The 22,172-nt window shown below is 62.9% G+C and carries 15 protein-coding genes and 1 pseudogene; 3 read left to right on the top strand and 13 right to left on the bottom strand.

Going from position 1 to position 22,172, the window contains the following annotated elements:
- Window positions 1–65 precede the first annotated feature (65 nt).
- Both BLU17_RS15145 and BLU17_RS15140 read left to right on the top strand, forming a co-directional pair.
- A complete protein-coding gene (locus BLU17_RS15145) occupies window positions 66–1,424 on the top strand; it encodes a purine-cytosine permease family protein (RefSeq protein WP_091997802.1) in 1,359 nt (452 codons plus the stop codon).
- Window positions 1,425–1,507: 83 nt separating this feature from the next.
- Window positions 1,508–2,644: a porin gene (locus BLU17_RS15140; protein WP_091997800.1), complete on the top strand. Its 1,137-nt coding sequence runs from the start codon at window positions 1,508–1,510 to the stop codon at window positions 2,642–2,644.
- Window positions 2,645–2,698: 54 nt separating this feature from the next.
- On the opposite strand, the gene BLU17_RS15135 is transcribed toward BLU17_RS15140, so the two are convergent.
- The 12 genes and pseudogenes from BLU17_RS15135 to BLU17_RS32390 form a co-directional block, all read right to left on the bottom strand.
- The gene (locus BLU17_RS15135) at window positions 2,699–4,093 is read right to left on the bottom strand and encodes an aminotransferase-like domain-containing protein (protein WP_245746875.1); all 1,395 of its coding nucleotides are present in this window, start codon (window positions 4,091–4,093) and stop codon (window positions 2,699–2,701) included.
- A gap of 193 nt (window positions 4,094–4,286) precedes the next feature.
- Window positions 4,287–5,288 (bottom strand): helix-turn-helix transcriptional regulator, encoded by a 1,002-nt coding sequence (locus BLU17_RS15130; protein WP_176929106.1) that lies wholly within the window; start codon window positions 5,286–5,288, stop codon window positions 4,287–4,289.
- Between the two features lie 302 nt (window positions 5,289–5,590).
- Complete coding sequence (locus BLU17_RS15125; protein WP_091997797.1) at window positions 5,591–6,721, bottom strand: sensor histidine kinase; 1,131 nt, start codon at window positions 6,719–6,721, stop codon at window positions 5,591–5,593.
- 1,166 nt (window positions 6,722–7,887) lie between these two features.
- Window positions 7,888–8,583: a phosphatase PAP2 family protein gene (locus BLU17_RS15120; protein ID WP_091997795.1), complete on the bottom strand. Its 696-nt coding sequence runs from the start codon at window positions 8,581–8,583 to the stop codon at window positions 7,888–7,890.
- 421 nt (window positions 8,584–9,004) lie between these two features.
- A complete protein-coding gene (locus tag BLU17_RS15115) occupies window positions 9,005–9,355 on the bottom strand; it encodes a DUF1488 family protein (protein WP_176929105.1) in 351 nt (116 codons plus the stop codon).
- Between the two features lie 286 nt (window positions 9,356–9,641).
- Complete coding sequence (locus tag BLU17_RS15110) at window positions 9,642–10,139, bottom strand: hypothetical protein (protein WP_091997792.1); 498 nt, start codon at window positions 10,137–10,139, stop codon at window positions 9,642–9,644.
- Between the two features lie 401 nt (window positions 10,140–10,540).
- A pseudogene (locus BLU17_RS15105) lies at window positions 10,541–10,752 on the bottom strand (phospholipase); the annotation flags it as partial.
- A gap of 229 nt (window positions 10,753–10,981) precedes the next feature.
- Entirely contained in the window at window positions 10,982–13,015 is a 2,034-nt protein-coding gene (locus BLU17_RS15100; protein WP_245746874.1) for a sigma-54-dependent Fis family transcriptional regulator, read from the bottom strand.
- 371 nt (window positions 13,016–13,386) lie between these two features.
- Window positions 13,387–13,893 (bottom strand): acetone carboxylase subunit gamma, encoded by a 507-nt coding sequence (locus BLU17_RS15095; protein WP_091997790.1) that lies wholly within the window; start codon window positions 13,891–13,893, stop codon window positions 13,387–13,389.
- A gap of 48 nt (window positions 13,894–13,941) precedes the next feature.
- Window positions 13,942–16,266, bottom strand: coding sequence for a hydantoinase B/oxoprolinase family protein (locus tag BLU17_RS15090; RefSeq protein WP_091997788.1), 2,325 nt, complete (start codon window positions 16,264–16,266; stop codon window positions 13,942–13,944).
- 11 nt (window positions 16,267–16,277) lie between these two features.
- A complete protein-coding gene (locus tag BLU17_RS15085; RefSeq protein ID WP_091997786.1) occupies window positions 16,278–18,422 on the bottom strand; it encodes a hydantoinase/oxoprolinase family protein in 2,145 nt (714 codons plus the stop codon).
- 644 nt (window positions 18,423–19,066) lie between these two features.
- Window positions 19,067–19,369, bottom strand: a complete 303-nt coding sequence (locus BLU17_RS32390; RefSeq protein ID WP_143189260.1) for a hypothetical protein — start codon at window positions 19,367–19,369, stop codon at window positions 19,067–19,069.
- Between the two features lie 402 nt (window positions 19,370–19,771).
- Between BLU17_RS32390 and BLU17_RS15075 the strand changes: the two genes are divergently transcribed.
- Window positions 19,772–20,689 (top strand): class I SAM-dependent methyltransferase, encoded by a 918-nt coding sequence (locus tag BLU17_RS15075; RefSeq protein ID WP_176929104.1) that lies wholly within the window; start codon window positions 19,772–19,774, stop codon window positions 20,687–20,689.
- Between the two features lie 253 nt (window positions 20,690–20,942).
- Here BLU17_RS15075 and BLU17_RS15070 read toward each other — a convergent pair whose 3' ends face one another.
- On the bottom strand, window positions 20,943–22,166 hold the full coding sequence (locus BLU17_RS15070; RefSeq protein ID WP_091997781.1) for a porin: 1,224 nt from the start codon (window positions 22,164–22,166) through the stop codon (window positions 20,943–20,945).
- Between the last annotated feature and the right edge of the window lie 6 nt (window positions 22,167–22,172).

Here is a 22,172-nt window from a genome sequence, read left to right as displayed (position 1 = left end):
CGCCAGGCGACGAAGCAGGCAGCCATATTGCCTGCTCATTTCATCCAATTTGTTTCGGAGGACTTATGGAACTGAAAGACGACGCGGACAAGCAAGACAGCAGCTATGCCGCAAGCCCGGTTCCGGACGGCGCGCGCATGTCGAGAGGCTCGCTGACGATGGCGTGGTGGGCGATCTGCAGCGCGATGTTCTGGCTCGTGGTGTCCGCCACGCTCGCGATCCATTTCGGCACCGTCAATGCATTGATCGGGCTGGCACTCTCGGTCGCCGTCTATAGCGTAATCAACCGCGTGATCGTCCGGTTCGCGATCTCGAGCGGACTGTCGGTTGCGCTTTTCTCGCGCGTGGTATTCGGCAGCTACGGCGCACCGCTTGCGACACTGATTTTTTTCGCTACCGCGATTTACTACGCGCTGTTCGAAGGTTCGGTGATCGCCATTGCGATCAATGCATACTTCCCGGCCGTCTCGTTGCATGTCGCATACCTGATCGTGGTGACCTATAGCGTGCTGCTCGTGTTCGGAAGCGTGCAGCGCTGGCTCGACAGGTTCAACGGCGTGCTGCTGCCGTTCTACCTGATCGGCCTCATCGCCGCCCTGATCGCCGCGTTCACCACGAGCGGCGACCACAGCGCCTGGCTGCATCTAGGCCCCCCTGGCGGCGCGCCCGCGAATGGCTGGTGGAACTGCTTCACCGCGTTCATGGGCGTGTGGATCCTCATGATGTACACGTGGGACTATGCGCGCTTCGGCAAGAAGCAGGACGCCGGCTATCACGCGAACCTCAACTTCGGCTGGCTCTTCTATACGTTCACGTTCCTCTGCAACGGCGTGGCGGGCATCTTTCTCGCGGGCACGCTTGCGACCGAGGGCGCGGTGAGCGAGGTCTCGGTCGTGATGGCATTGCTCAAACTAATGGGTTTCGGCGGGCTGCTGTTCGTCTGGGTCACCCAGACGCGCATCAACACGGCGAACTTCTATCTTGCGTCGACGAACATGCACGCGTTCTTTCAAAGCGCGATCGGGCTGGATTTGCCGAAATTCGTCTGGTCGATCGTGGTCGGGGCGCTCGTCTACGTGCTCATGCTGACGAACGTCTTCGGCTTCATCCTGCAGGCGCTCTCGTATCAGGGGATCTTCGTCGTGGCGTGGGTGGCGATTGCGGTCACGCATATCGTGTCGCCGCATTACGACGAGATATTCGGCGGGCAGATCGAATATCGCCGCGAGCGCGTGGTCGCGCTCAACCGGTGCGGGCTCCTGGCGTGGCTCGCGGCAACGGCGATCGGCATCGCGCTGCTCGAATGCGGCGGCGGCGTCGCGACGTTTTCCGCCCCCGCGGCCGCCATCAGCGCGGCGCTCGTCTATCGCGCGGCCCTGTCGCTCGCGGGCAAGCGGTCGTTCGTGCGCGATGTAGCGCTCTAAGGGTTCGCGCGCAGGGCACACGCTGATGAAGACGCTCTGCGCCGCGGCCATCCATTCGACATCGAATCAATGTGGAAGAGACAATGAAAAAACATCTGATTATGGGGCTGCCGCTCGTTTTGCTGGCAGGCGGTGCGCAGGCGCAGAGTTCGGTCACGCTGTACGGCGTGCTCGATCTCGGAATCGACTATGCGAACAATGTGGTGAGCGCGAACAACGGGCAGGCCGTGGCGGGCAGCGGCGGCCGGCTCGTTCAGATGCAAAGCGGCGTGCCGCTTGGCAGCCGCTGGGGCTTGAAGGGCACGGAGGACCTGGGCGCAGGCTTGAGCGCGGTCTTCCGGCTCGAAAGCGGCTTCGACGCCGCCAATGGGCAGGCGGGTGGCGGGCTTGCGTTTTCGCGCAACGCCTACGTCGGCATCCAGTCGGTACGATACGGCGCGCTGACATTCGGGCGGCAATGGGACGCGAACGTCGATCTGCTGGAACCGTTCACGCTGAACGGGCAGTACGGCGGCTGGTATTTCGCACACCCGAACGATATGGATAATCTGGACAACGGCTTCTCGGTACCCAACGCGATCAAGTATGTAAGCCCTGCGATCGCAGGCGTTACGTTCGAGGGCCATTACTCGCCCGGCGGGCATGCGGGCGCGTTTTCGACCGATTCGACCTGGAGCGTCGCAATCGCGTATGCGGGCGGTGCGTTCGGTGCGGGCGTCGGCTATCTGCATGTCGACGATCCGGTGACCGCGGTGGCGGGCTATGCGTCGGGCGGCGGCTTTACCAACGCGATTTACGGCGACGCCCTCGCGCGCGCCCGCAGCCAGAGCGTGCTCGCGGCGGGCGCGTCGTACACGTTGGGGTCGCTGAAGGTCTCGGCGGCCTTCTCGGATACGGCGTTTCGCTCGTCGATCGGCGGTGGCGACATGACGTTTCAGAACTACGAAATCTCGGGCACGTACTCGTTCACCAGCGCGCTGCTCATGGGCGCGGGTTTCACCTATACGATCGGGCACGCGCATGCGAGCGACACCACGCCAAAGTATCAACAGGTCAATCTGATCGCGCAGTACGCGCTCTCCAAACGGACATCGGTCTATGCGATGGGGGCGTTCCAGAACGCGTCGGGCGCTGCGCCTGTGGCGCAGATCGCCGGCTTCAATCCGTCGGGCACGAGCCGGCAGGTCGCGGCCCGGCTCGGCATGACGCACCAGTTCTAGCAGACGGGGGGGGCACGTAGATGGCGCGAGCGGTTTTCACCCGCTTGCGCCGCGCTACGCGAGCGCGAGGAACTCGAACAGCGCATCGTGCCCGCAATAGCCGACATTGAAACGCAGCCACGGCGTAGCCGCCTCGTCGTGCGCGAACAGGTGGCCGGGCGCGAGGTAGATTTCCTTGTCGAGCGCGCGGTTCGAGAGCGCGCGCGAGTCGTCGTGGGACGGGTGACGCGCCCACACGAAAAGGCCGTCGCGCGCGTCGTTGAACAACACCATGCCGGCCTCGACGAGCTTGCGCCGCGTTTCGTCCTGCGCGCGCGACAGGTTATCGCGCAGCCCCTTGAGGTGCTTGCGGTAGCGGCCATCGGTCAGCAACTGATAGACGAAGCGCTCGCCGATCTCCGAGCTCGTGAGGCCGGTGATCATCTTGAACTGCGTGAGGTCTTCGATGAGATCAGGATGGGCGGCGATGTAGCCGACGCGTACGGCCGGAGACGCAGCTTTCGAAAAGCTGCCGACATAGACCACGCGCTCGAGCTGGTCCATGCTCGCAAGAGGGCGGCGTGCCGCGCTGTCGAGATCGGCGCACACGTCGTCCTCGACGATCAGGAAGTCGTGTCGCGCGGCAAGCTGGAGCATCCGGTGAGCGGTCGCAGTCGAGCACGACGCGCCCGTTGGGTTGTGCAGGCGCGGATTCGTGAACCAGGCGCGCGGCGGGTGCTCGCGCAGCAGTTGTTCGAGGACTGCGATGTCCGGGCCAAGCGGCGTCCACGGCACACCGACGATATTCACGCCAACGCGCTTCAGGTGCAGGAACAGCAGGCTGTAGCCGGGCGTATCGACGAAGACGGTGTCGCCCGGCTTGACGAGCAACTGGATCAGGAGGCCGAGCGCATGCGCGGCGCCGGTCGTCATCAGCAGTTGCTCCGGCGGACAGAAGACCTCCTGCTGGTTGAGCCAGTCGGAGATTTTCCAGCGCAGCGGCAGATAACCTTTGGGCGTGCCGTAGCCGGCCATCGTTCCATTCGTGTGGACGGACATGTTTCGCATTGCGCGGCGCAAGCCTTCTTCGTCGAGCCAGCGTGGCGGAATCCAGCCGCAGCCCGGGTTGATCTCGACGTTGTGGTTTTGCCAGATGCGGTTGAGCATCCATAGCGAATCGAAACCCGCCGCTTCGTCGCCGCCGCGCGCGTCGTGATCGCGCCGCACGCCGTGCTGGAAACTGCGCACGAAGAAGCCGGCGTTCTGGCGCGGCACCAGCAGACCGTCGGCGACGAGACGGTCGTAGGCGTCGACCACGGTCGACACGCTGACGCCATGCGATTCGGCGAAACTGCGGATCGACGGGATCTTCATGCCCGAGTGGAGCTTGCCGTCTTCGATCAGCGTGCGGAAGTGATCGACGATGCGCTGCACGAGCGAGCGGGACGTATCGGGCATGGTCGAATACACGGCATCTCTCCTCTTTGTCCTGGGTGCGGCGGGTCCGCATGCGCGCCCCGTTGCTTCGCACTCTACAAAGCGGAAAATGCGCCCACTTGCACTGTGGCGCACAAAAGATTGGACTGGAACGCCGGGCCGAGGGTCGTCGAGGCGCGGGCCTGCAAGGCGTTTTGTCTGCGGAATGCGCGAGCCCCGGCGCTGCTTACGCCGGGGCTCGCGGAGCGTCGCCTTCGTACTGGACGGGCGAGACGCCGGTGGCCTGGCGGAACACGCGGCTGAAATAGGCGGGATCGGAGAAGCCCACCGCATACGCGATCTGGGTGACGCTCAGGCGCAATGGCGCGCGGTTCGCGAGAAGGCGCTTCGCTTCGAGAATGCGGCGCGCGCGTATCGTGGCCGAGACCGTTTCCCGCCTCTCCGAAAATATCTTCTGCAGATAGCGTTCGGATACGCCGATCGCGCGCGCGACGCCGGACGGTTCGAGCGCCGGGTCGCAGAAGCGCTGTTCGATGGCCCGCAAGGCGCGCTGCCGGTGGGCGCTGCGCACGGAGGTTTCGCTGCTGGCGTCGTCGGCGCCGAGGAGTGCCATCACCAGCAAGTCGAGCAGATGCTGCTCCACGCGCTCGTGATGCGCCGGCGGCAGCGCGGGTCCATGCTGGCCATACGAAGCCGCGAAATCGAGAAAGAGTGCCACGAGCGGCTGGCTCGACTCGCGTGTTTTCGCGACCCAGTCATCGAGGCTCGGCAGGCGTGCGCGCAGCGAGCGGCACGGAATACGCAACGTGCGGACCTCGTTGAGTTGCGCAGTTTCGAACGTGTAGCCTTCCGCGCCGTTGACGACCGTGAAACCGCCCGGACGCACGACGCTTTCCCGGCCGCGCTGCGCGACCCGAATGGACGCCGCCCGGGGTATTTCCACGACGTAGAAGTCGCGCCCGTCCGGCATGGAGCGAGACGTGCGGCGCTCGGTCAGCATCGGATCGGTTTTCAGCGTGCAGGCGCGTATCTCCCCGATATCGACGCGCGTGAGCAGGCCCGAGCGAAACTCGCGGCCAACCTTCACGTCGAGCGGAAAGTAATTGTCGTGGAGTATTTCGAACCACGTCTCTATACCGCTGCGAAACCGCCCGGGAGCGGTGAGATCGACGTTGAATGTGCGGGCTGGCGCCGTACTTCGTGCGGCGATCCCGCCATTTTCGGTCATGCTCGTCATCTCCTTCGTGATATGGGCGCGCCGTGCGCATAGGCGCGTAGGTGCCGGGCACCGGACGGCACTATTGGCCAACACACTGCGGCCAACACTACGGGGCAACGCTATCGCCTCGTCAATGCGCGCGCAATCCGGATCCGCCCGGGGCGTTCGATGGGCGTCGGCAGGCGTGACCGCGCGGTCAGGCCCGCGCCGCCATCTGGCCGCCGCGCGACGCCGAGGTACGGTCCAATGGTCCGTTGCCGAATGAACCGCCGCCATCGGCAGACGCATAAAGGCACAAGTACCGCGTGTGGTCAGTGCGGCGGAACCGGGAGGCGTGGGATCTTCGCCGTGAATACCGTCCCCCCCTCGTCCGATTCGACTTCGATCGTTCCTTGATGAGCATGTGCGATACAACGGCAGATATACAGGCCAAGCCCAACGCCCGACGAAGCTCGTCCGTGCTTCGGTGACGGATTCACGCGGGTCAGGGGATCGAAGAGCGTGGGCAGTGCCGTTGCCGGTATGGGCGGACCTCCATTCGAGACGCCAAGAACTATCTGTCCGACGTCACCGGCGGCTTCCACGAGGACGGCTCCGCAGCCGTACTGAACGGCATTCGTTACGAGATTGACGATCAATTGATTCATGCGGGCGGCGTCGCAGATGCCGGCGAGTTCGCCCGTTGCCTGCACCTCGATTTGCGCGTCGGGCCTCGCGGCGCGGACTTCCTCGACTGCGCCGTGACAGATCCTCCCGAAATCCTGCTGGGTGGGCTCGATCGGAAGCGCATCTCCGAGACGGGTGCGCGTGAAGATGAAGAGATCGTCAATCAACAATTTCAGGCGCTCTGCGCTGCGTTGAAGGTTCGCAGCCGCGCGCGTGCTGGTGGGAGACAGGTTCTCGTCACGCAGCAGAACATGCGCCGAGTTCAGTATCGCTCCCACTGGCGAGCGCATGTCATGTGCAAGCACACCGGCAAAAAGGTCCCGGATATGCTCGGTGCTCTGTGCGAACTGCCGGACCGACACCGCCACCATTTGATCGACCGCTTCGTTAAAGCGGATCATCTCCTGAAACGCCGCCGAGTCGAGCCGACACGTCTGCTGCCATCTTCGCAGCACACTCGCCCGCAGTGCGCGGTATTCAGCCACGAGTGCATTGATTTCGAAGCCGTGTGCCTGCCGGTCATCGGCGTGTCCACGCCCGATCTGGTTGAACGCCGAATTTGGATCGGACCGCTCGCCATGCGACTTTGCGTGTTGCTGCGCGTCGGTTTGCCTCGCCCGTATATCGGCCGCGATCCCAGTCAACAATTCGCGCGCCGAATTGCGCAACTGCGTGTCGTCGAGCTGGCTGTCCTTCGGGCTGATGGCACGAGCATATTCGGTCCAGTCCGCGATCAGCCCATCGAGGTCCGCTTCGATAAAGTCCGACAGAGTCATGTGAGTCCCGGTGCGAAAGGGCGAGTCGCGTGCCCGCGCAAGGCGGCCGACGCGGTGCAGCCGGCCTGGTGCTCGCGAAGTTCGGCGGCTCATGCCGGACTGTAACGCGCCCGCATAGGTGCTGCGGTAATGGCGAATGGTGCTCGCCGGCCGGTTCCTGACCTACCGGACAACGCAAGACGGAAACCCGGGCGCTTGCCTTGCTGCGATACCGCTTGCGTTCATTAGTGGTGCGCTCATCGTTATATCGAAGCTTATTCGATAGACAATCCCTTTCACAATAAAAAATATATCGGCTTTACCCATGGCCCCGGTTATCGGGTAAAGACATGCGGGTTCCGTCGTCGTCCGGGGCTTTGCACTCACCCGGCGCCGCTTCGCCGCCAACACCGGCCGGGTTTGGCGGCAGGCATGTCATGTCTGCCGAAGGTGCCGCGCATTTTGACCCGAGCCGGGTTTAGCCGGGCCGACACTGAAGCGTCGGTCGCCGGGAACACAGGACCTGTCATTGGCGGTGCGCGCGAAGTGGCAAAATGCACGGATTCCCGGTAACGCGGCGGTGCTTGCCGGAACGACCGTGGCCGTTCTGCCCCGCTTTTTCCGGGCGGCGCGCCCGCAAACCGAAGGCGGCCAGTTGCGCTTGAAAGCAGGGTGCCGAATCCCATTTACCTTTTATGAAACAGCGTACCGGATCCCCCTTGACGCCTGAGTGGCCCTTTCCGCCGAGCCGCAATGTCGCGGGGCACACCTTTGGCGATCTTGTCGCGCTCCAATATCGCGGCGCCGGCGTGTGGCTCTGGAGGTGCCGTTGCGGCGAACAGCTGAACGCCCGGCTGGATGCGGTGGAGACCGGTCAAACGCAGGATTGCGGCTGCCGTGAGCAGCGTCGGGTGTGGCGGTCCCGGCCGGGCTCTCCTTCGTTGCGCGGAGGCGAAGTATTCGGCCAGTTGACGACGGATCGGTACGCGGGTGAGGGTTTGTGGGTATGCCGGTGTGAGTGCGGCGGTGAAGCGACAGTGAGTGCCGGACGCCTGCGATTGGGCCAAGCGCGTTCGTGTGGCCGCTGCTTCGGCGCGCCGGTTGGCTGAGCATGTCGAACTGGCGGGATTTCGAAAGAATGTCAGGCTCAGCTTCGCGCGGGACGGCAGGATTTTTTGCGGCTGCCGTCAGGTCGTCGCGTGCAACACCGAATGGGCGAGCCGCAAAAGATCGTCGAACTGCGTGACCAGTTCGAAACACAGCAGAAACCCGAGCGCCACAGCCGGCCCCGGATAGCGCATGATGCAGCGCAGAACGGGCGCGGCGGTTCGCTTCCTCACGGCATCGCGCGTCATGATCCAGGTAATCACCACGCCGATCAGCGCGCCGGCAAGCAAATCCGTCGGGTAGTGATAACCCAGATACGCGCGCGGAAAGCAGACGAACAGCGCCACAAGCAAAAACGCAAGCGCGCCTATACCCCGCCATACGAGGAATATCCCCATCGCGACCGACATCCACAGCATGGCGTGGTCGCTTGGAAAGGAACTCCAGTGCATCAGCCCGGCGAGCTGCACCGGCGACGAGGCGAAATGCAGATGCAGATCCGGAGTGAACAGTGGCCGCTCGCGGTAGGGCAGAAAGCGTGCGAGAAGACGTCCCGCCGCCAGTGCGATCAGGCCGCTCGCCAACGTGGCGAGCACGATCTCGCGCCGCCAGTCGCGCCGGTCGCTCGGCTGGAACCAGATCCACCACAGCAGCGGAATCAACAAATAGCCTTTGAACGTGTAGAGATCCGCGATCACTGCAATTGCGCGATTGATCTGGGGAGACAACTGGAGTTGGGTGAGGGCTCCCAGAATGACGATATCGAAGCTGTTCATTATTGTGGCCGTCCCGCTGATGAATTCGTAAGAAAGGCGGTTTCCAATCAAATCGCCGACCGCCTCCGTGCCTGATCCGCAAGGCGTTCTTCATCGTATGTTTCAAGCCAGCGCACACGGTAAAAAAGCGAGGCAAGTGAAAAAGGTGCCGGCCGCTGCTGCCGCTACGGAGCAAGTGCGTGGGCGCGCATATAGCGTGCCCCCAATCACGCCGCGGTGCGGCAAGTATTCGAAAGCAGAGAGCGTGGCGGAGTTCACGCAAATCACGAGCATGCCTTGACGGATCTGCCCAGTCGCTGGCGCACGTGTCGTCTCCACTGAAGCGTTGGTTATCTCGCCGGAATCGAGTTGCGTCATGGCATCACAAAGCGCATTCCGGCGCGCTTCCGGTATCGCGCGCGTTCCTGCTCGCACGCAATCGTCAGCTCACGGTGCAGTCCAGGCCGGAATGGGTCACTTCCACGATTTCCCGGCTTTTCCCCGTGGATGCCTCCCTTTTTCCTGGCTTGCGGATGAGGTCGAGCAAGAAAAGATGGCAGTGTCCAGCGTAGAGCCTGTGTGGCAGGATCTGCCTTGTGATTGATTCGATCTGCTTTCTATGCGCTGCGAAGGCGGCCAACAGACCAGTGCGGCCAGCGCGCGCACGAAAATAATCTTCAAGGGCCTCCGGCGAAATCTCGCACGTGACCAGTGTGCCGTCGACGACGGCGTGATACCGGATCGTGCCGCTCGCATAGTAGAAAGTGTCTTCGTCTGGAAAATCTATGAGCACGATGGTTTACCTCCATGATCCCGGAGCCTGTGCTCAAGCAACTGGTATTCCTCACTGGTCTGATGAAGCCTGACATCGCGGCGTTTTCGTGCGCTGGCTACGCCCGATGGAACATTGAACCGAAATCAATGCTGAAGTCGTTCGCGCCGAAATGATCGGCGGCACGCCATCGATCCGGTGGTGATCGAACGAGGATCATCGGCACGTGCGAACGGAACTGCGGCGGCGAACCGGGCGAGGCTGCCCGCCGCTCGATGTCTGCACCGGTCGTGCTGTTCAGGCGGCGCTAGTCGCCCTGACCGGCCGATGAGCCGCTGCTCTGGGCTGCCGGGAGTGGCCCGTAGCGAAAGTGTTGCGCCAGTGACCTGGGCACGTCGGGCGAAAACAAACCGAGGATCGTGAGCGCATAGACGATCGCTGCGGCGGCAGCCACAACGCGGATTGGCCGGGCGACTGCCGAGTGGCCGACGACGATGTTGAGGTAGAACCAGATGCCAAGCAATGCGAGCAACAGTAGACGCGGCATGGGCTCCCAACCGTCGCGTCCGACTTCGGAAATGGACCATACGAGTGCCGCGACGAGCGTGAAGAAGATGCTCCAGATACCCGCCGACCGGCTTCGCACCATGAGGGTGCCGGAGCCAATCAGTGCCAGGCCTGTAACCACGTAGTAGGGCGTGGAACCCATTGCCACGAGCCAACCGCCAAGCACGGCGAAGGCGGCGCCCACGAGTACCAGGACCTCTCCCGCCTCGGCAGGAGAGGTCTGTTGTCGGTTCGACATAGGAGAGCCCCCGCTCGTACGAATGTCTGACGTCGCGACCCTCGACGGCGAAGGTCGCGGGGACCGGCGCATCCATCCGGACATCAACAACCGTGACAGTGCGCTCTGCGAGCTGCGCAATCGCTGTACCCCATCACTCTGCGAGCAAGGCCATTGCGCAACCGTAACTTGAATCGAAATCAGAACAAAAAACGAAGGTGCAGATAAGTTAGGTAGACTAATCAAAAAGTGGGGCGGTCTGTTTCGGGCTGGTAGTGAATTTATGTACTGTCGCGTCAGACCTTGGGCACCTTGTCTACCGTCGCGCCGTCGAGGAATCCAGAAACAGCTTGCGCTCAGCGAGGTCTTGGTTGCGGCGGCCGAAGTCGAGCATCTCCGTGATGCCACCCGCCTTGCCGTGGTCCAGTGTCGCTCTCACCCGTGTGCTTCGGAAGAGGTCGGCCGCGCCGGTGTCGTACGCTCGCTGCTCCGTCGTAGACGCGTGATCCTCGTCAACAGTATTTGCCTGGGTACGGTCCAGGCGGAACGGATTCGATGCGCCTGCGCCGTTGGCCGTATTCGTGGAATTCGGATTTCTCGCGAGAAGGGCCCCGGAAAGGCCATTCACCCCGGGGCGTACCTGGCAGCGCGCAAGGTGCTTGACGGGGGGGCGTGCGAACGTCGTCAGACGGATTCCCGCCGTGGTCATCCCTCGCATTGCATATGATCGAGAATGCTGCGGCTGCGAGAAATCGAGGCGCTAATTGACGTCAGTGTCTATGGGCTCCCGGTACGTTTCGATTTCCTCGCGGAGCATCGGAATTTCCCGGCGCTTTGCCGGTGAAGAGGGCCCCAGGTGATCGTTATGTCCCGCGCAAGCCGCCTGTCCGGCGCGCATGGCTGACGGCTGCCACGAGTTCGTATCTGCGAACCTTTTCGTAGAGCGTACTTTTGGCGATACCCAGTTGATTCGCCGCTTGCGTGAGGTTGCCGGCATGACGATCGAGCGCCCGGCGGATCGTTTCGGCTTCAGCCATTCGGAGCGAGGCTTCCGTGGATGGTTCCGACGCGCTCGTAACGCCCGGCGCGCCGCACGCGGCGGGCGCAACCGGAGCACGAACCTCTGCGGGCAATTTCTCCGCGCTGATAACCGGGCCGTCGGCCAGCAGGAGAGAACCTTCGATTGCGTTGCGCAACTCGCGCACGTTGCCTGGCCATGAATAGTTGAGCAGACAGGCATAGGCTTCGTCGTCAAACGATCTGTCCTGCAAACCATAAGACCCGCGCATGTGCTCGAGCCAGTATGCAATGAGGGCCGGCAGATCTTCTATCCGCTCGCGCAGACTCGGGATCGACACTGTCGTCACCGCGATGCGGTAAAACAGGTCCATGCGGAACATGCCTTTTCCAATGGCGTCCTTCAGGTCGCGATGGGTTGCGGCGACAAGCCGGAAGTCGACCTTGCGCGGCGTGTTCTCTCCCAGCCGGTATATTTCGTTCTCCTCCAGAACACGCAGCAGGTGGGGCTGAATGTCGAGCGGCATTTCGCCGATTTCGTCGAGAAACAGCGTGCCGCCGTTGGCAGCTTCGATCTTGCCCGCCGCGCCCGATTTTCGCGCACCGGTAAAAGCGCCCTCGGCATAGCCGAACAGCTCGCTCGCGAGCAGGTCTTTCGAGAGTCCGCCGCAGTTCAACGCGACGAATGGCCCGTTTGCCCTTTCGCTGGCCTGATGGATGCCTTGCGCAAAGAGTTCCTTGCCCACGCCGGTTTCGCCGAGCAGCAGGACAGGGACCTTCGAGGGTGCGAGCTGGCGCGCCTTGTCGACGGCCGCACGCAAGACGCGGCTGTCTCCGACGACGCGCCCGAAGCCGCGGGTCTCGACGCGATGCGGGCGGGTGACCGGTATCGCGCTGCGAACCGCGGAGGCGCCGGGGATCACGATCATGAAACCCAGGACATCGCCGTCTTCGCGCAGGATTTCGACGTGCGCTTGACGCAGCCAGGCCGGCGCCGTCGCCGAAGCGACGGTGAAGGTCCCCGATCTGGTGTCCAGTCCTGGCAGCACGAAGCTGGCGTCGAACTGCACGTCGAACCCGAGACGCCGCAGCGCGGGCACGATCTGGGCATTCGCCTTGACGAGGCGGCCCCGGTCGTCGACGATGAGCACGCCGTCCGGGCCGTTGCCGCCAAGGTGCGGCGCGCAGCGGTCCAGCACGCGCAAACGCCGCTGCATGGCATCCTTGGCAAGCCGGCTTTCGATGCGCCCCGCGAGCGACACGGTCAGCGCGAGCGTGTAGCGGCTGTAGGTGTCCGCGAGTCCCGAGACGTCGATCACGCCTAGCACGTGACCATCGAACGGATCGCGGATGACGGTTGCCGAGCAGGTCCAGCGCTTGATGCCGGCGCAGAAATGCTCTGCCCCGTGAATCTGCACAGGCTGCCCCAGCGCAAGCGCAGTTCCGATCGCGTTGGTGCCGCAATTGAGTTCGGTCCAGTTGCAGCCCGGCATGAGCCCGATTTCGTGTGCGGGCTCGATGATCCGCATGTCGCCTTCGTGCTTCAGGACCATGCCGTCGGGGTCGGCGAGCAGCATCACCGTACCGGTTTGCGTCAGCAATTCGCGGGTCTGCTGCATCAGCGGCAGACTTGCGCTGATCAGACGGTCGCTGGCGCCTTGCCATCGCATCAACTGGTCCTCGCCGAGCGGCGGCGGGGCGCGGTCTGCGGCCGGGTTGACCTGCCCCACGAGGCAGCGCTGCCACGAATCATCGACGACGCCGCGCACCTCCGTCGAGTGCCATTCGCCGCCGCCCACCCGGTGCTCCCATGCCGTCATGATGCCGGCATCGTGCTGGGGACTGGAAAACCAGTCCATAGGCGTGCCTGTCTGTTGCATACATGTCTCCTGGCAGTTCGCGTTTGCCACGAACCATGAGGCCGTCTCGTCTGGCCCCTCTTTTAGTTCCAGTTCTGCCCGGCAAGACCGGCCAGGCTCGTTGCTGGATATCGTACTCCGATCCGACGTCGCGACCGGCTCGCTGTCGATCCGGTACAAGCAATGCGTGAGCCAGTCGGCTCCGTCCGGCCCGGAAGCGCGTCCTGTTGCCGCTGTCCCGTGCGTGGACTCTGCGCCGCCGATCAGGCGAGTGCCCGGAAAGAAGCCGGCCGTCCGGAAATCGAACGTCCGGAAAACGAACGCCCCGCTTCGCACGGGGCGAAAGCGGGGCGCGCCGGCGCCCGGGAGCGCCGGCCGGCTCAAACATCGGACTAATCGACCCGTTCGGGCACCGGCAGCTTGACCCACTCCGAGTAGAACGCATCGATGTCGGGCTCGAAGTCATGGACGACCGGATACCACGGCGTAGGCGCTTCCACGTCGTGCATCGTGCCGCACGTGGGGCAGTAGTACTCGCGGTACACCTGCCATTGCGTATCGGGCGCCATCAGCCGCGGATAAACCTCGTCCATGGCTTCTTCGGTATCGCGCACGAAGACGTTGGCGTGCAGCTTCCAGTTTTCGCGGTAGTCGCAGAACACGTGGCCGCAGTCGCACTGCGTGACCCACTTCTTCGTCGCCCGTTGCTGCACGATGTACAGGTGCGGCCCGAGCGGCAGCACGATGCGGTCCTTCCAGCCGAGCTTTTGCTGCAGCGACTCGACATACATCTGAAACCGCTCGCCGTCCTTGGGCATCGACAGCATGCGCAGCGTCGTGTCCCAGTCGAGCTTGCCGTCGACCAGATTCCGGATTTGTTCCCTGGTATAGGTGGACATTGCGTTTCCTCCTCGAATTCCTCGATGGTTGTGCGAAAAGCGACGGACTTACTCTTCGACCAGCACGACAGTGTTGACGTCGGGCATCTTCGAGAGGTCCATGCGGAATTTCGAGCCGTAGGTCGGCACGTCGAGCTCGTCTTCGGTGAGCGTCCACGAATCCGGCAGATCCCAGAACGTCCGGAACTGCTGCTCGAACTTCGTCGAAAGCCCGAAGCTCGTTGCGAACATGTGCTGCACCTGGGGCGCCGCGTGCTTGAGCAGAATCCGCTCGCGTTCGCCTTTCATCCATTCGCGCGTGGGTTGCGAGCGCGCAAGGCGCTCGTTGCGGATCTCGACGCGCAACAGCGCGGTCGCTTTCGCGTCCACGGTCCAGATGCCGTTGGCGTTCTTCGTCGCGACCGCGCCGTACACCTTCTGCGCGTATTCGGGCAGCAGCAGCGCATTGTTCAGGTCCCGTTCGATGGCTTCCGGCTCGCGATCGAGCGGATCGCCGAAGCCGGGGCCGCCGCGCAGATAATTGAGGTAGAGGTCGTAATTGCTGTAGCAATCTTCCGTGGTCATGCACTGATGATCGCGCTTGATGACGGCGCCCGCGTTCAGGTGATTTTCGTAGTCCGGAAAATCCGGGTTGGCGTCGCCGCCGAGCGGCAGGCTTTCGCCCAGTGCGATGCGTTCCTTCAGGCCGGTGCGATGTGCCTCGAAGCGGTAGCCAGTGGCGCTCGGGTAGCCGCCCATGAGCCCCCAGTCGCTGTTCATGTAGCCGTTGCCCATGAAGAACATGGTCCAGTCCTGGGCTTTCCAGACCATGCGCAGCGTTTCGAAGCCGCACCCGCCGCGATACTTGCCGTAGCCGCCCGAGTTCGTCTTGATGTTGCGCCCGAGATAGAGCAGCGGTTCCGCCATTTCCCAGATCTCGATGTCGCCCATGTCGCCTTCGGGATTCCAGATCGCGGCAGCATGGCTGAGGCCGTCCTTGATCGCGCAGGCGCCCGTGCCGCACGACGACGCCTCGAAGCTGTTGACGGCATGGATGTCGCCATCCTGGTTGATGCCGCCGCCCTGCAGCCAGTTCGACGTATTGGCGTTGCCGGCGTTGACTTCCTCGAGATAGCCGCGGCTGAAGTAGGCCTGCGAGAGGCCGCGCCACAGCGCGCTCCATCCCGAAACCAGGAAGTGCCAGGCATAGGCGTGGCCCGTGCGGCGGTCGTCGGGGTTCATCCATGCGCCCTTGGGCAGATGGAACTCGGTGCCGAAGTACGCGCCGTCGTTGATGCGCTGCGTGGGGACGAGCGTTTGCGTCATCATCACCCAGATGCCGCTCGTGAACGCGACCTGGTGCGCGTTGTACGAGTGCCAGCCCCAGCGGCTCGCACCTTCGAAGTCGAGCCGCCACGTACCGTCCTTGCGGATCTCCATTTCCACGGGCGAGTGCATGATCGAGTCGAGCTTCGCGAACGCCGACGAGGTCTGCACGTCCGGATGGTTGTACGGCACATCGACGAAGGCGACCTTGCGGTACTTGCCCGGCAGCGTCATCGCCTTGATGCGCGTCTGCAGGCCCCGGCGTCCTTCCTCGATCACCTCGTAGGCGAACTTCTGATAGGCCTCGATTCCTTCTTCTTCGATCACTTCCTCGATCAGGTTGCGAATCATGTGGCAGCCGGCAATGCGCGTGCGTTCGTCGAGAATCCAGTATTTCGGTGTCCGTACCGAGCGCTGGCTTTCATGGAGCCAGTCGCGCAGCGGCGTGTCGTTCACGCCGGTCTTGCGGCACGTAATCATGTAGCCGTCACCGAAGCGCTGCACCTGGCCCGTCGACATCGAGCCCGGCGTCACCGCGCCGGTGTCGATCACGTGCGTCACGCCGCCCACCCAGCCGACCAGCTTGCCGTGCGAGAAGATCGGCACGATTGTCGCGATGTCGCACGGGTGGACGTTGCCGATCGAGCAGTCGTTGTTGGTGAACATGTCGCCGGGGTTGATCCCGGGGTTGGCCTCCCAGTTGTTTTCGATCATGTACTTGATCGCCGCGCCCATCGTGCCGACGTGGATGATGATGCCGGTGGACGTGAGCACGCAGTCGCCCGCGGCGTTGTAGAGCGTGAAGCACAGCTCGCCTTCCTGCTCGACAATGGGGCTTGCCGCGATTTTTTTGGCGGTTTCGCGCGCATGCACGAGACCGCCGCGCAGCTTCGAAAACATCTTTTCGTAGCGGATCGGATCGTGCTCGCGCAATTCGAGCCGTTCGAGGCCGTTGTAATGACCCGTTTTCGCTGTGCGCTCCAGAATGTCGTCGCGGAACTGCTTCAGGGTCTGGCCGTTCTTGAGCAGGTCGGCGAAACCGACCTCCTGGCTGGATATCATGTTCATCGCGTGTCTCCTTACTTGACTTCTCTGAGGTGGAAGAGGCGGTGCTTGTCGAGCGTCGTGGCGAAACCATTCGGGACTACGAAGGTGGTCGCGTCGGATTCGATGATCGCCGGCCCGGCGATCTCGTTGCCCGGCTTGAGCGCCTCCATCTTCCACAGGACGGCGTCGTGCCATTGCTTGTGCCGATAGAGCCTGCGAACGCCGATGCGCGCCTCGGCCGGCGGCAGCGCACCGCCTTCGGGGTCTTCGGGCAGCACCGGCTTTTGCGTGAGCACCATGCCGCGCATGATGGCGCCCGTCACCGAGAAGCCAAGTTCGGGCGAACGCGCCGAACTGGCATAGACGCGGCCGTAGGTGTCCTCGAATGCCGCGACGATGCGGTCCCAGTCTTCGGGGGCCGAGGCGCTCGCGATCGGCGATTCGATCTCGAGGTCGTTGAGCTGGCCCATGTACTGCATGCGAAAACCCGGGCGCAGGATCACGTCCTGTTCGCCGAATCCATTGATGCGGAATTCCTCGACCACCTTGGCGGCCAGCTCCGACCATGCCTTCTGGATGGTTTGTGCGGCCAGGGTCTTCTCATCGTCGCTGGCGAGTTGCGGCAACGCCAGATCGACGCTCTTGTCGTAGCGGTACTCGAAATCCGCGCATGCGCAGCCGAATGCCGAGAAGCCGGCAGCCCACGCGGGCACCACGACATCCTTGAAGCCGAGTCCCTCGGTGTAGCCATAGGTATGGACCGGCCCCGCGCCGCCGTACGAAAAGCAGACGAACTCCGTGGGGTTGTAGCCTTTCGCGCTGACGTTCGAGCGCAGGTACTCGCGCAGTTGCAGATCGAGCAACTCGATCACGCCCGCGGCCGCGTCTTCGACGGAAAGCCCGAGCGGGTCGGCGATCTGCGCCTTGATGTGTTCGCGCGCGCGGTTGACGTCGAGCTTGATCTGGCCGCCGAGGAAGTTGTCCGGGTTCAGATAGCCCAGCACCACATGGCAGTCGGACACCGACACGGTGGTCAGCCCGCTCTGCGGCCAGCACGTGCCCACGCGATAGCCGGCGCTGTCCGGACCGAGCTTGATCGCGCCGCTGTACGGATCGAGCCGCACGAAGCTGCCCGCGCCGGCGCCCACCGAATCCATCGTGACGAGCGGCAGCGAAAGCACGAGACGAGCCATGTCCGGATCCGATGCGATCGCGAAGTTGCCCTTCGTGATGAGCGCCATGTCGAACGACGTCCCGCCGATATCGGAGCACGCGATGTTGTCGTAGCCGAGCGCCTCGCCGAGCAGCTTCGAGCCGATCACGCCACCGATCGGTCCGGAGACGATCGTGCGCGCCAGTTCCTTCGCTTTCCAGCTGATCGTGCCGCCGTGCGTTGCCATGACGCGCAGGTCGAATTTCGCACCGTGCTTGCGGAAGCGGTCGCTGACCTTTTTGAGCGTCTGCCGCGATGGTTCGGCCGCATACGCCTCGAGTACGGTCGTGTTCATACGGTGGCTCTCTTTGCGCTGCGGATAGTAGTCCACCGAGGCGAACACGGGGATATCCATGCCGATTGCCTTGAGTTCCTGGCGCACGATGTCGCGCGCGAGGCGCTCGCTCGTGGCGTTCTTGTGCGACTGCAGGAAACAGATCACGATGGCTTTCGCGCCCGCTGCGGCCAGTTCGCGCGTGGCCAGCCGCACTTCGGCGTCGCGCACGGGAATGACGATTTCGCCCTGCACGTCGGTGCGCTCGGTGACGCCGCGCGTGCGCGAGAGCGGCACGAGCGGCTCGTCGTAGCGGTGCGTGTTCAGGTGAATCCGCTCTTCGAGCGCATAGCCGAGGTAGCTCTGAATCGCGCGGCCCATCGAGTGCACGTGCTCGAAGCCCTTGTTCACCAGCAGCCCGACGTCGAGCCCCTTGCGCTGCACGACGCGGTTGAGCATGGCCGTGCCGGAGTACACGCAGGTCACGAGCTCGGGATAGACTTCGTCGACGTCGCGCTGCCAGTGCGCGAGCGCGTCCTGCGACGAGTTGAAGATCGCGAGCGACTCGTCCTCGGGATTGCTCTGCGCCTTGCCGACAACGAATCGCCCGTCGGCGCGCACGAAGAAGGTGTCGGTCATCGTGCCGCCGGCGTCGATGCCCAACACCTGGACTTGCGAAAGCCCTTCCATGGTTTCGTCTCCAATGGTTGAAGTAGTTACGAGCCGCGTCGCGCACGTTTGTCCGAATGCGTCGAACATGACGTGACGGCTCGCACTCGTTCTTGCAACAGCCATGCCATTGGAGCGCAAGCTGGAATAGAGCCCCGCACGACAAGGTCGCGCGGGCTGCACGGCAGGCGCGAGGACGGCCGCAAGTGCAGTCTGGCGGCCGGTTTTCAACCTGCGCCGCCGTTCGATTGCCGGTCGGTCGAGAGACGCACGCGCATGCGTACCCGGCAGTCGCGCCGCCGGCGTGCGGGTCCCGACGCGATTTGTCCGAGGCCATGCGCAAGGTGCTCGAACAGGGAACGGGCCGCATCATTGTCCGCGTTGCGCAGGCCCTGGAAGAAGGCGCGGCGGAAGGTTCGCCGCAACCTTGGCCCGATGCCCGCGAGGGCGCGTCCAGCCTGCACCGGTTGTGTCTGGGCACGAGTCTTCGCGCCAGGATCGCCCGGAATCGCAAACCACTCGAATTCGCTGCGGCGACCAGGCGGCGCATGTCGGGCGCGACCGACCGGACGTTCCGGATGCGGCGGCCCCGGGCGGTCTTGCCGCAATGCTGCTGGCTTGTACGTCGCGGTTTTCACGCAACGTACAAGCGGATTACGAACGCGTCACGCGACCTTGTTGGCCTGCTCCTTCGCAAGCAAATTTTGAGCTTGTCGATCTCCGCGGTTGGCTTCTTGCGCGGTCTGTACCGATGTTTCGGTGGCTTCGGCCAACGCAGCGCGTGCGGCGGTGCTGATAGCGACGGTATACGAAGCTGACGTTGTCGAACCCTGTGCCGTCGTACCCGACTGCGGCTGCGTTGTGCTGGTCGTCGCCTGCGCAGCCGTAGTCGCCTGCTGTTTCTGCGTGCCGGTATTCGCCACCGCTGCGGCGGCGGTGGGTTGGTTGGAAACTACTGGAATGGTCATGGGAAGGCCTCTGAAAAATAGAAAAAACCGTGAACAGCACAGTGATTATCGGAGTGTCTTCCAAATACTTAAGAGGTATTTATTTTGTGTTATCGAATCATCTTAAGGCTCGCATAAGCTATCGCGCGATTTGCATTGGTCTCATTCATGCAATTGGCGCTTATTTTCAGAATCAGTCGGGTCCGAATTACCTGCCGCCCGGCGCATTGGCGCGTCTGTCGATGAAACTGGTGTGAAATGGCGAAGGAATTTTCTGGAATCGAAGCAACTTTTATTCAGGCTAAAAGCGGGCGGATTGCGCGCTCGCGAAGCCATGGTTATTAATTTTCTCCAGTTAAGGCGTTCATCAGAATGCCAGGTTACCCTCGCGGAGGCCTGTCAAGTTTCCCATGGAAATCTATCTTGTCTCCGCTCACGAACGACGTAACTCTCGACAACTGGTTCGCATGGATTCTCCGGCATCGTCATGGCGAAGATCGCGCACACGAGCACGCGGTCCGTGACGAGGTCACAAGATACGCAGACCGTGTGCTGGATTTCGTTCAGCCTCATCCCGGCATGACGCTGGCCGACATCGGGACTGGCGATGGTCTCGTCGCATTTCGGGCGATCGAACGGACTGGCGCCTCGATCCGGGTGCTCATGACGGATATTTCGAGCCCATTGCTGCGGTACGCGGAAGAGACCGCACGAAGTCTGGGAGTGAGCGGGCAGTGCGCATTCATACACGGCTGCGCCGAGAAACTGGAAGGCATCGCCAATGAAGCCGTCGATGCCGCCACGATGCGCGCGGTACTGGCGTATGTGCAGGACAAACCCGCTGCGATGCGGGAACTCTATCGCATACTCAAACCGGGTGGTCGCTTCGCCATTGCAGAGCCGATTCTGCGCGACGAAGCGCTTGAAGTTTGCATGCTCAAGCGATTGGTGGATGAACGTGCATTCAACACCGACGATCCGTTCTTTGCCCTCCTGCTTCGATGTCGCGCCGCACAGTTTCCCGACACCGAGGAGAAGGCTCGCTCGCTGTCCATCACTAACTATGGTGAGCGCGACCTCGTGCGCTTCGCCATCGACGCGGGATTTACCGACGTTCATCTGGAATTGCACATCAATGTGCGAACTGAAGACTGCCTCCCTTGGGAAACGTTTCTGCGTATCTCGCCTCACCCGTTGGCACCCACCTTGGAAGAGGTCCTTGAGAAGGAATTTACCCGCGACGAGCGCAGATACCTGGAAGTTCGAATGCGAGCGATTTTCGAAAGCGGAAATCAGCTCGGCGCTGAGCGGATCGCCTATCTGACGGCGAAAAGGCCGTAAAGACCAGACGCTTCCGGGAGGCATCGCTCCTTGCCCGGCTGCGGCCGCCGTCGGTTATTGGCCGACGATCTGCGGCGCGTCACCGGCGCACAATGAAGTTCACGTTGGCGCATGTCCCGACGAAGTGCCGCCGCGAACGGGCGCTGCGGCAACGGAACCACTAGCCACAGGATCATGCTCATGGCGGCTCCGCATCCACAAAAAGCCGGCGCATCAGCGCCGGTGCAAGATGCTTCGCGAATGTTTCCTTGCGTCAGAATTTCACGCGCAAGCCGCCGCGTATCAGCGCGGCATGGTTGCCCGCCGCCGCAGTCACGTTCGGGAGACTCGCCACGGCTTCGTTGCCGGTGGAGTCGACGCCCGAGGCCTTCTGATAGATGCCGAGCAGATAGACGTCGGTACGCTTCGACAGGTTGTAGTCGGTGCCAAGCGCGAACTGGTGATACGTGACGCCCGTGTTGTGGACAGACGGGTCGGTGCTCGTGACGGCGTTGCCCTTCGTGTAGTCGTATGCGAAACCCGCGACGAGGCTCGGCGTGATCTGATATTTCGCGTTCACCTCGAAGTTGTTGAACGTCGCGTTGCCGGTGTAGTGCAGAGGATTCGGGCCGGAGGCCGCGGTGTCGCCGAGATTGCTGAAACGGATATTCGAATAGGTCACGCCGAGCGTCGCGCTGCCGAACGTATAGGCGCCGCCTGCGGCGATCACCTCATAAGTACGCGCGGACGAGTAACCGGAAAACACCGGATTCGTTGCGGCCGAAACGTTGTTGGTGGTGACGCCGCCGCCGTTCGGGTTGTCGCCGAAGTACGACACGTTTGGATTGCGGACGTTCAGATAGCCAACGCCGAGCGAGACGGGGCCGCCGCTATAGCTCGCGCCGAGCGAATAGACCTGGTTGCGCGACATCGATCCTGGCTGCCCGCCGAAGCTATACAGACCGCCGAACGTGAAGCCGCCGAAATTCGGGCTGGCGTACTTGACCGCATTATCGGTCCGCACGGAGTTGTTCAGGTTGTCGAGGTCGCCAGGGTGGGCGGCGCGATGGCTTGCCCACTGCGCGGCCGCCACATAGGCTTCGACATAATCGACCACGCTATCGTATTGACGGCCCAGCGTCACAGCGCCGAAGCTGTTCGACGACAAGCCGACGTAAGCTTGCCGCCCGAACAGCGCGCCGCCCTGGCCGAGCTTGCCGCTATTGAGATCGAAGCCGTTCTCCAACGTGAAGATCGCCTTCAGTCCGCCGCCGAGATCCTCGGCGCCGCGCAAGCCCCAGCGCGAGCCCTGCAGTCCGCTCACCGAATCGAGCTGAAACAGCGATTTGCCGCCTGCTCCGGTCTTCACGTTCGAGACGTATTCCAGCCCTTCATCGACGACGCCATATAACGTGACGCTGCTTTGCGCATGGGCGGTACCCGCCATCATGGCGGTCAGCACGACCGGTGCCACGACCGCGCGGCGTGAATTTTTCATTGATTG

The sequence above is a fragment of the Paraburkholderia lycopersici genome, assembly GCF_900096975.1.
GTDB classification, from domain to species: domain Bacteria; phylum Pseudomonadota; class Gammaproteobacteria; order Burkholderiales; family Burkholderiaceae; genus Paraburkholderia; species Paraburkholderia lycopersici.
Note: the sequence above shows the minus strand (reverse complement) of the source record. Positions and strands in the feature narration are given on the sequence as shown.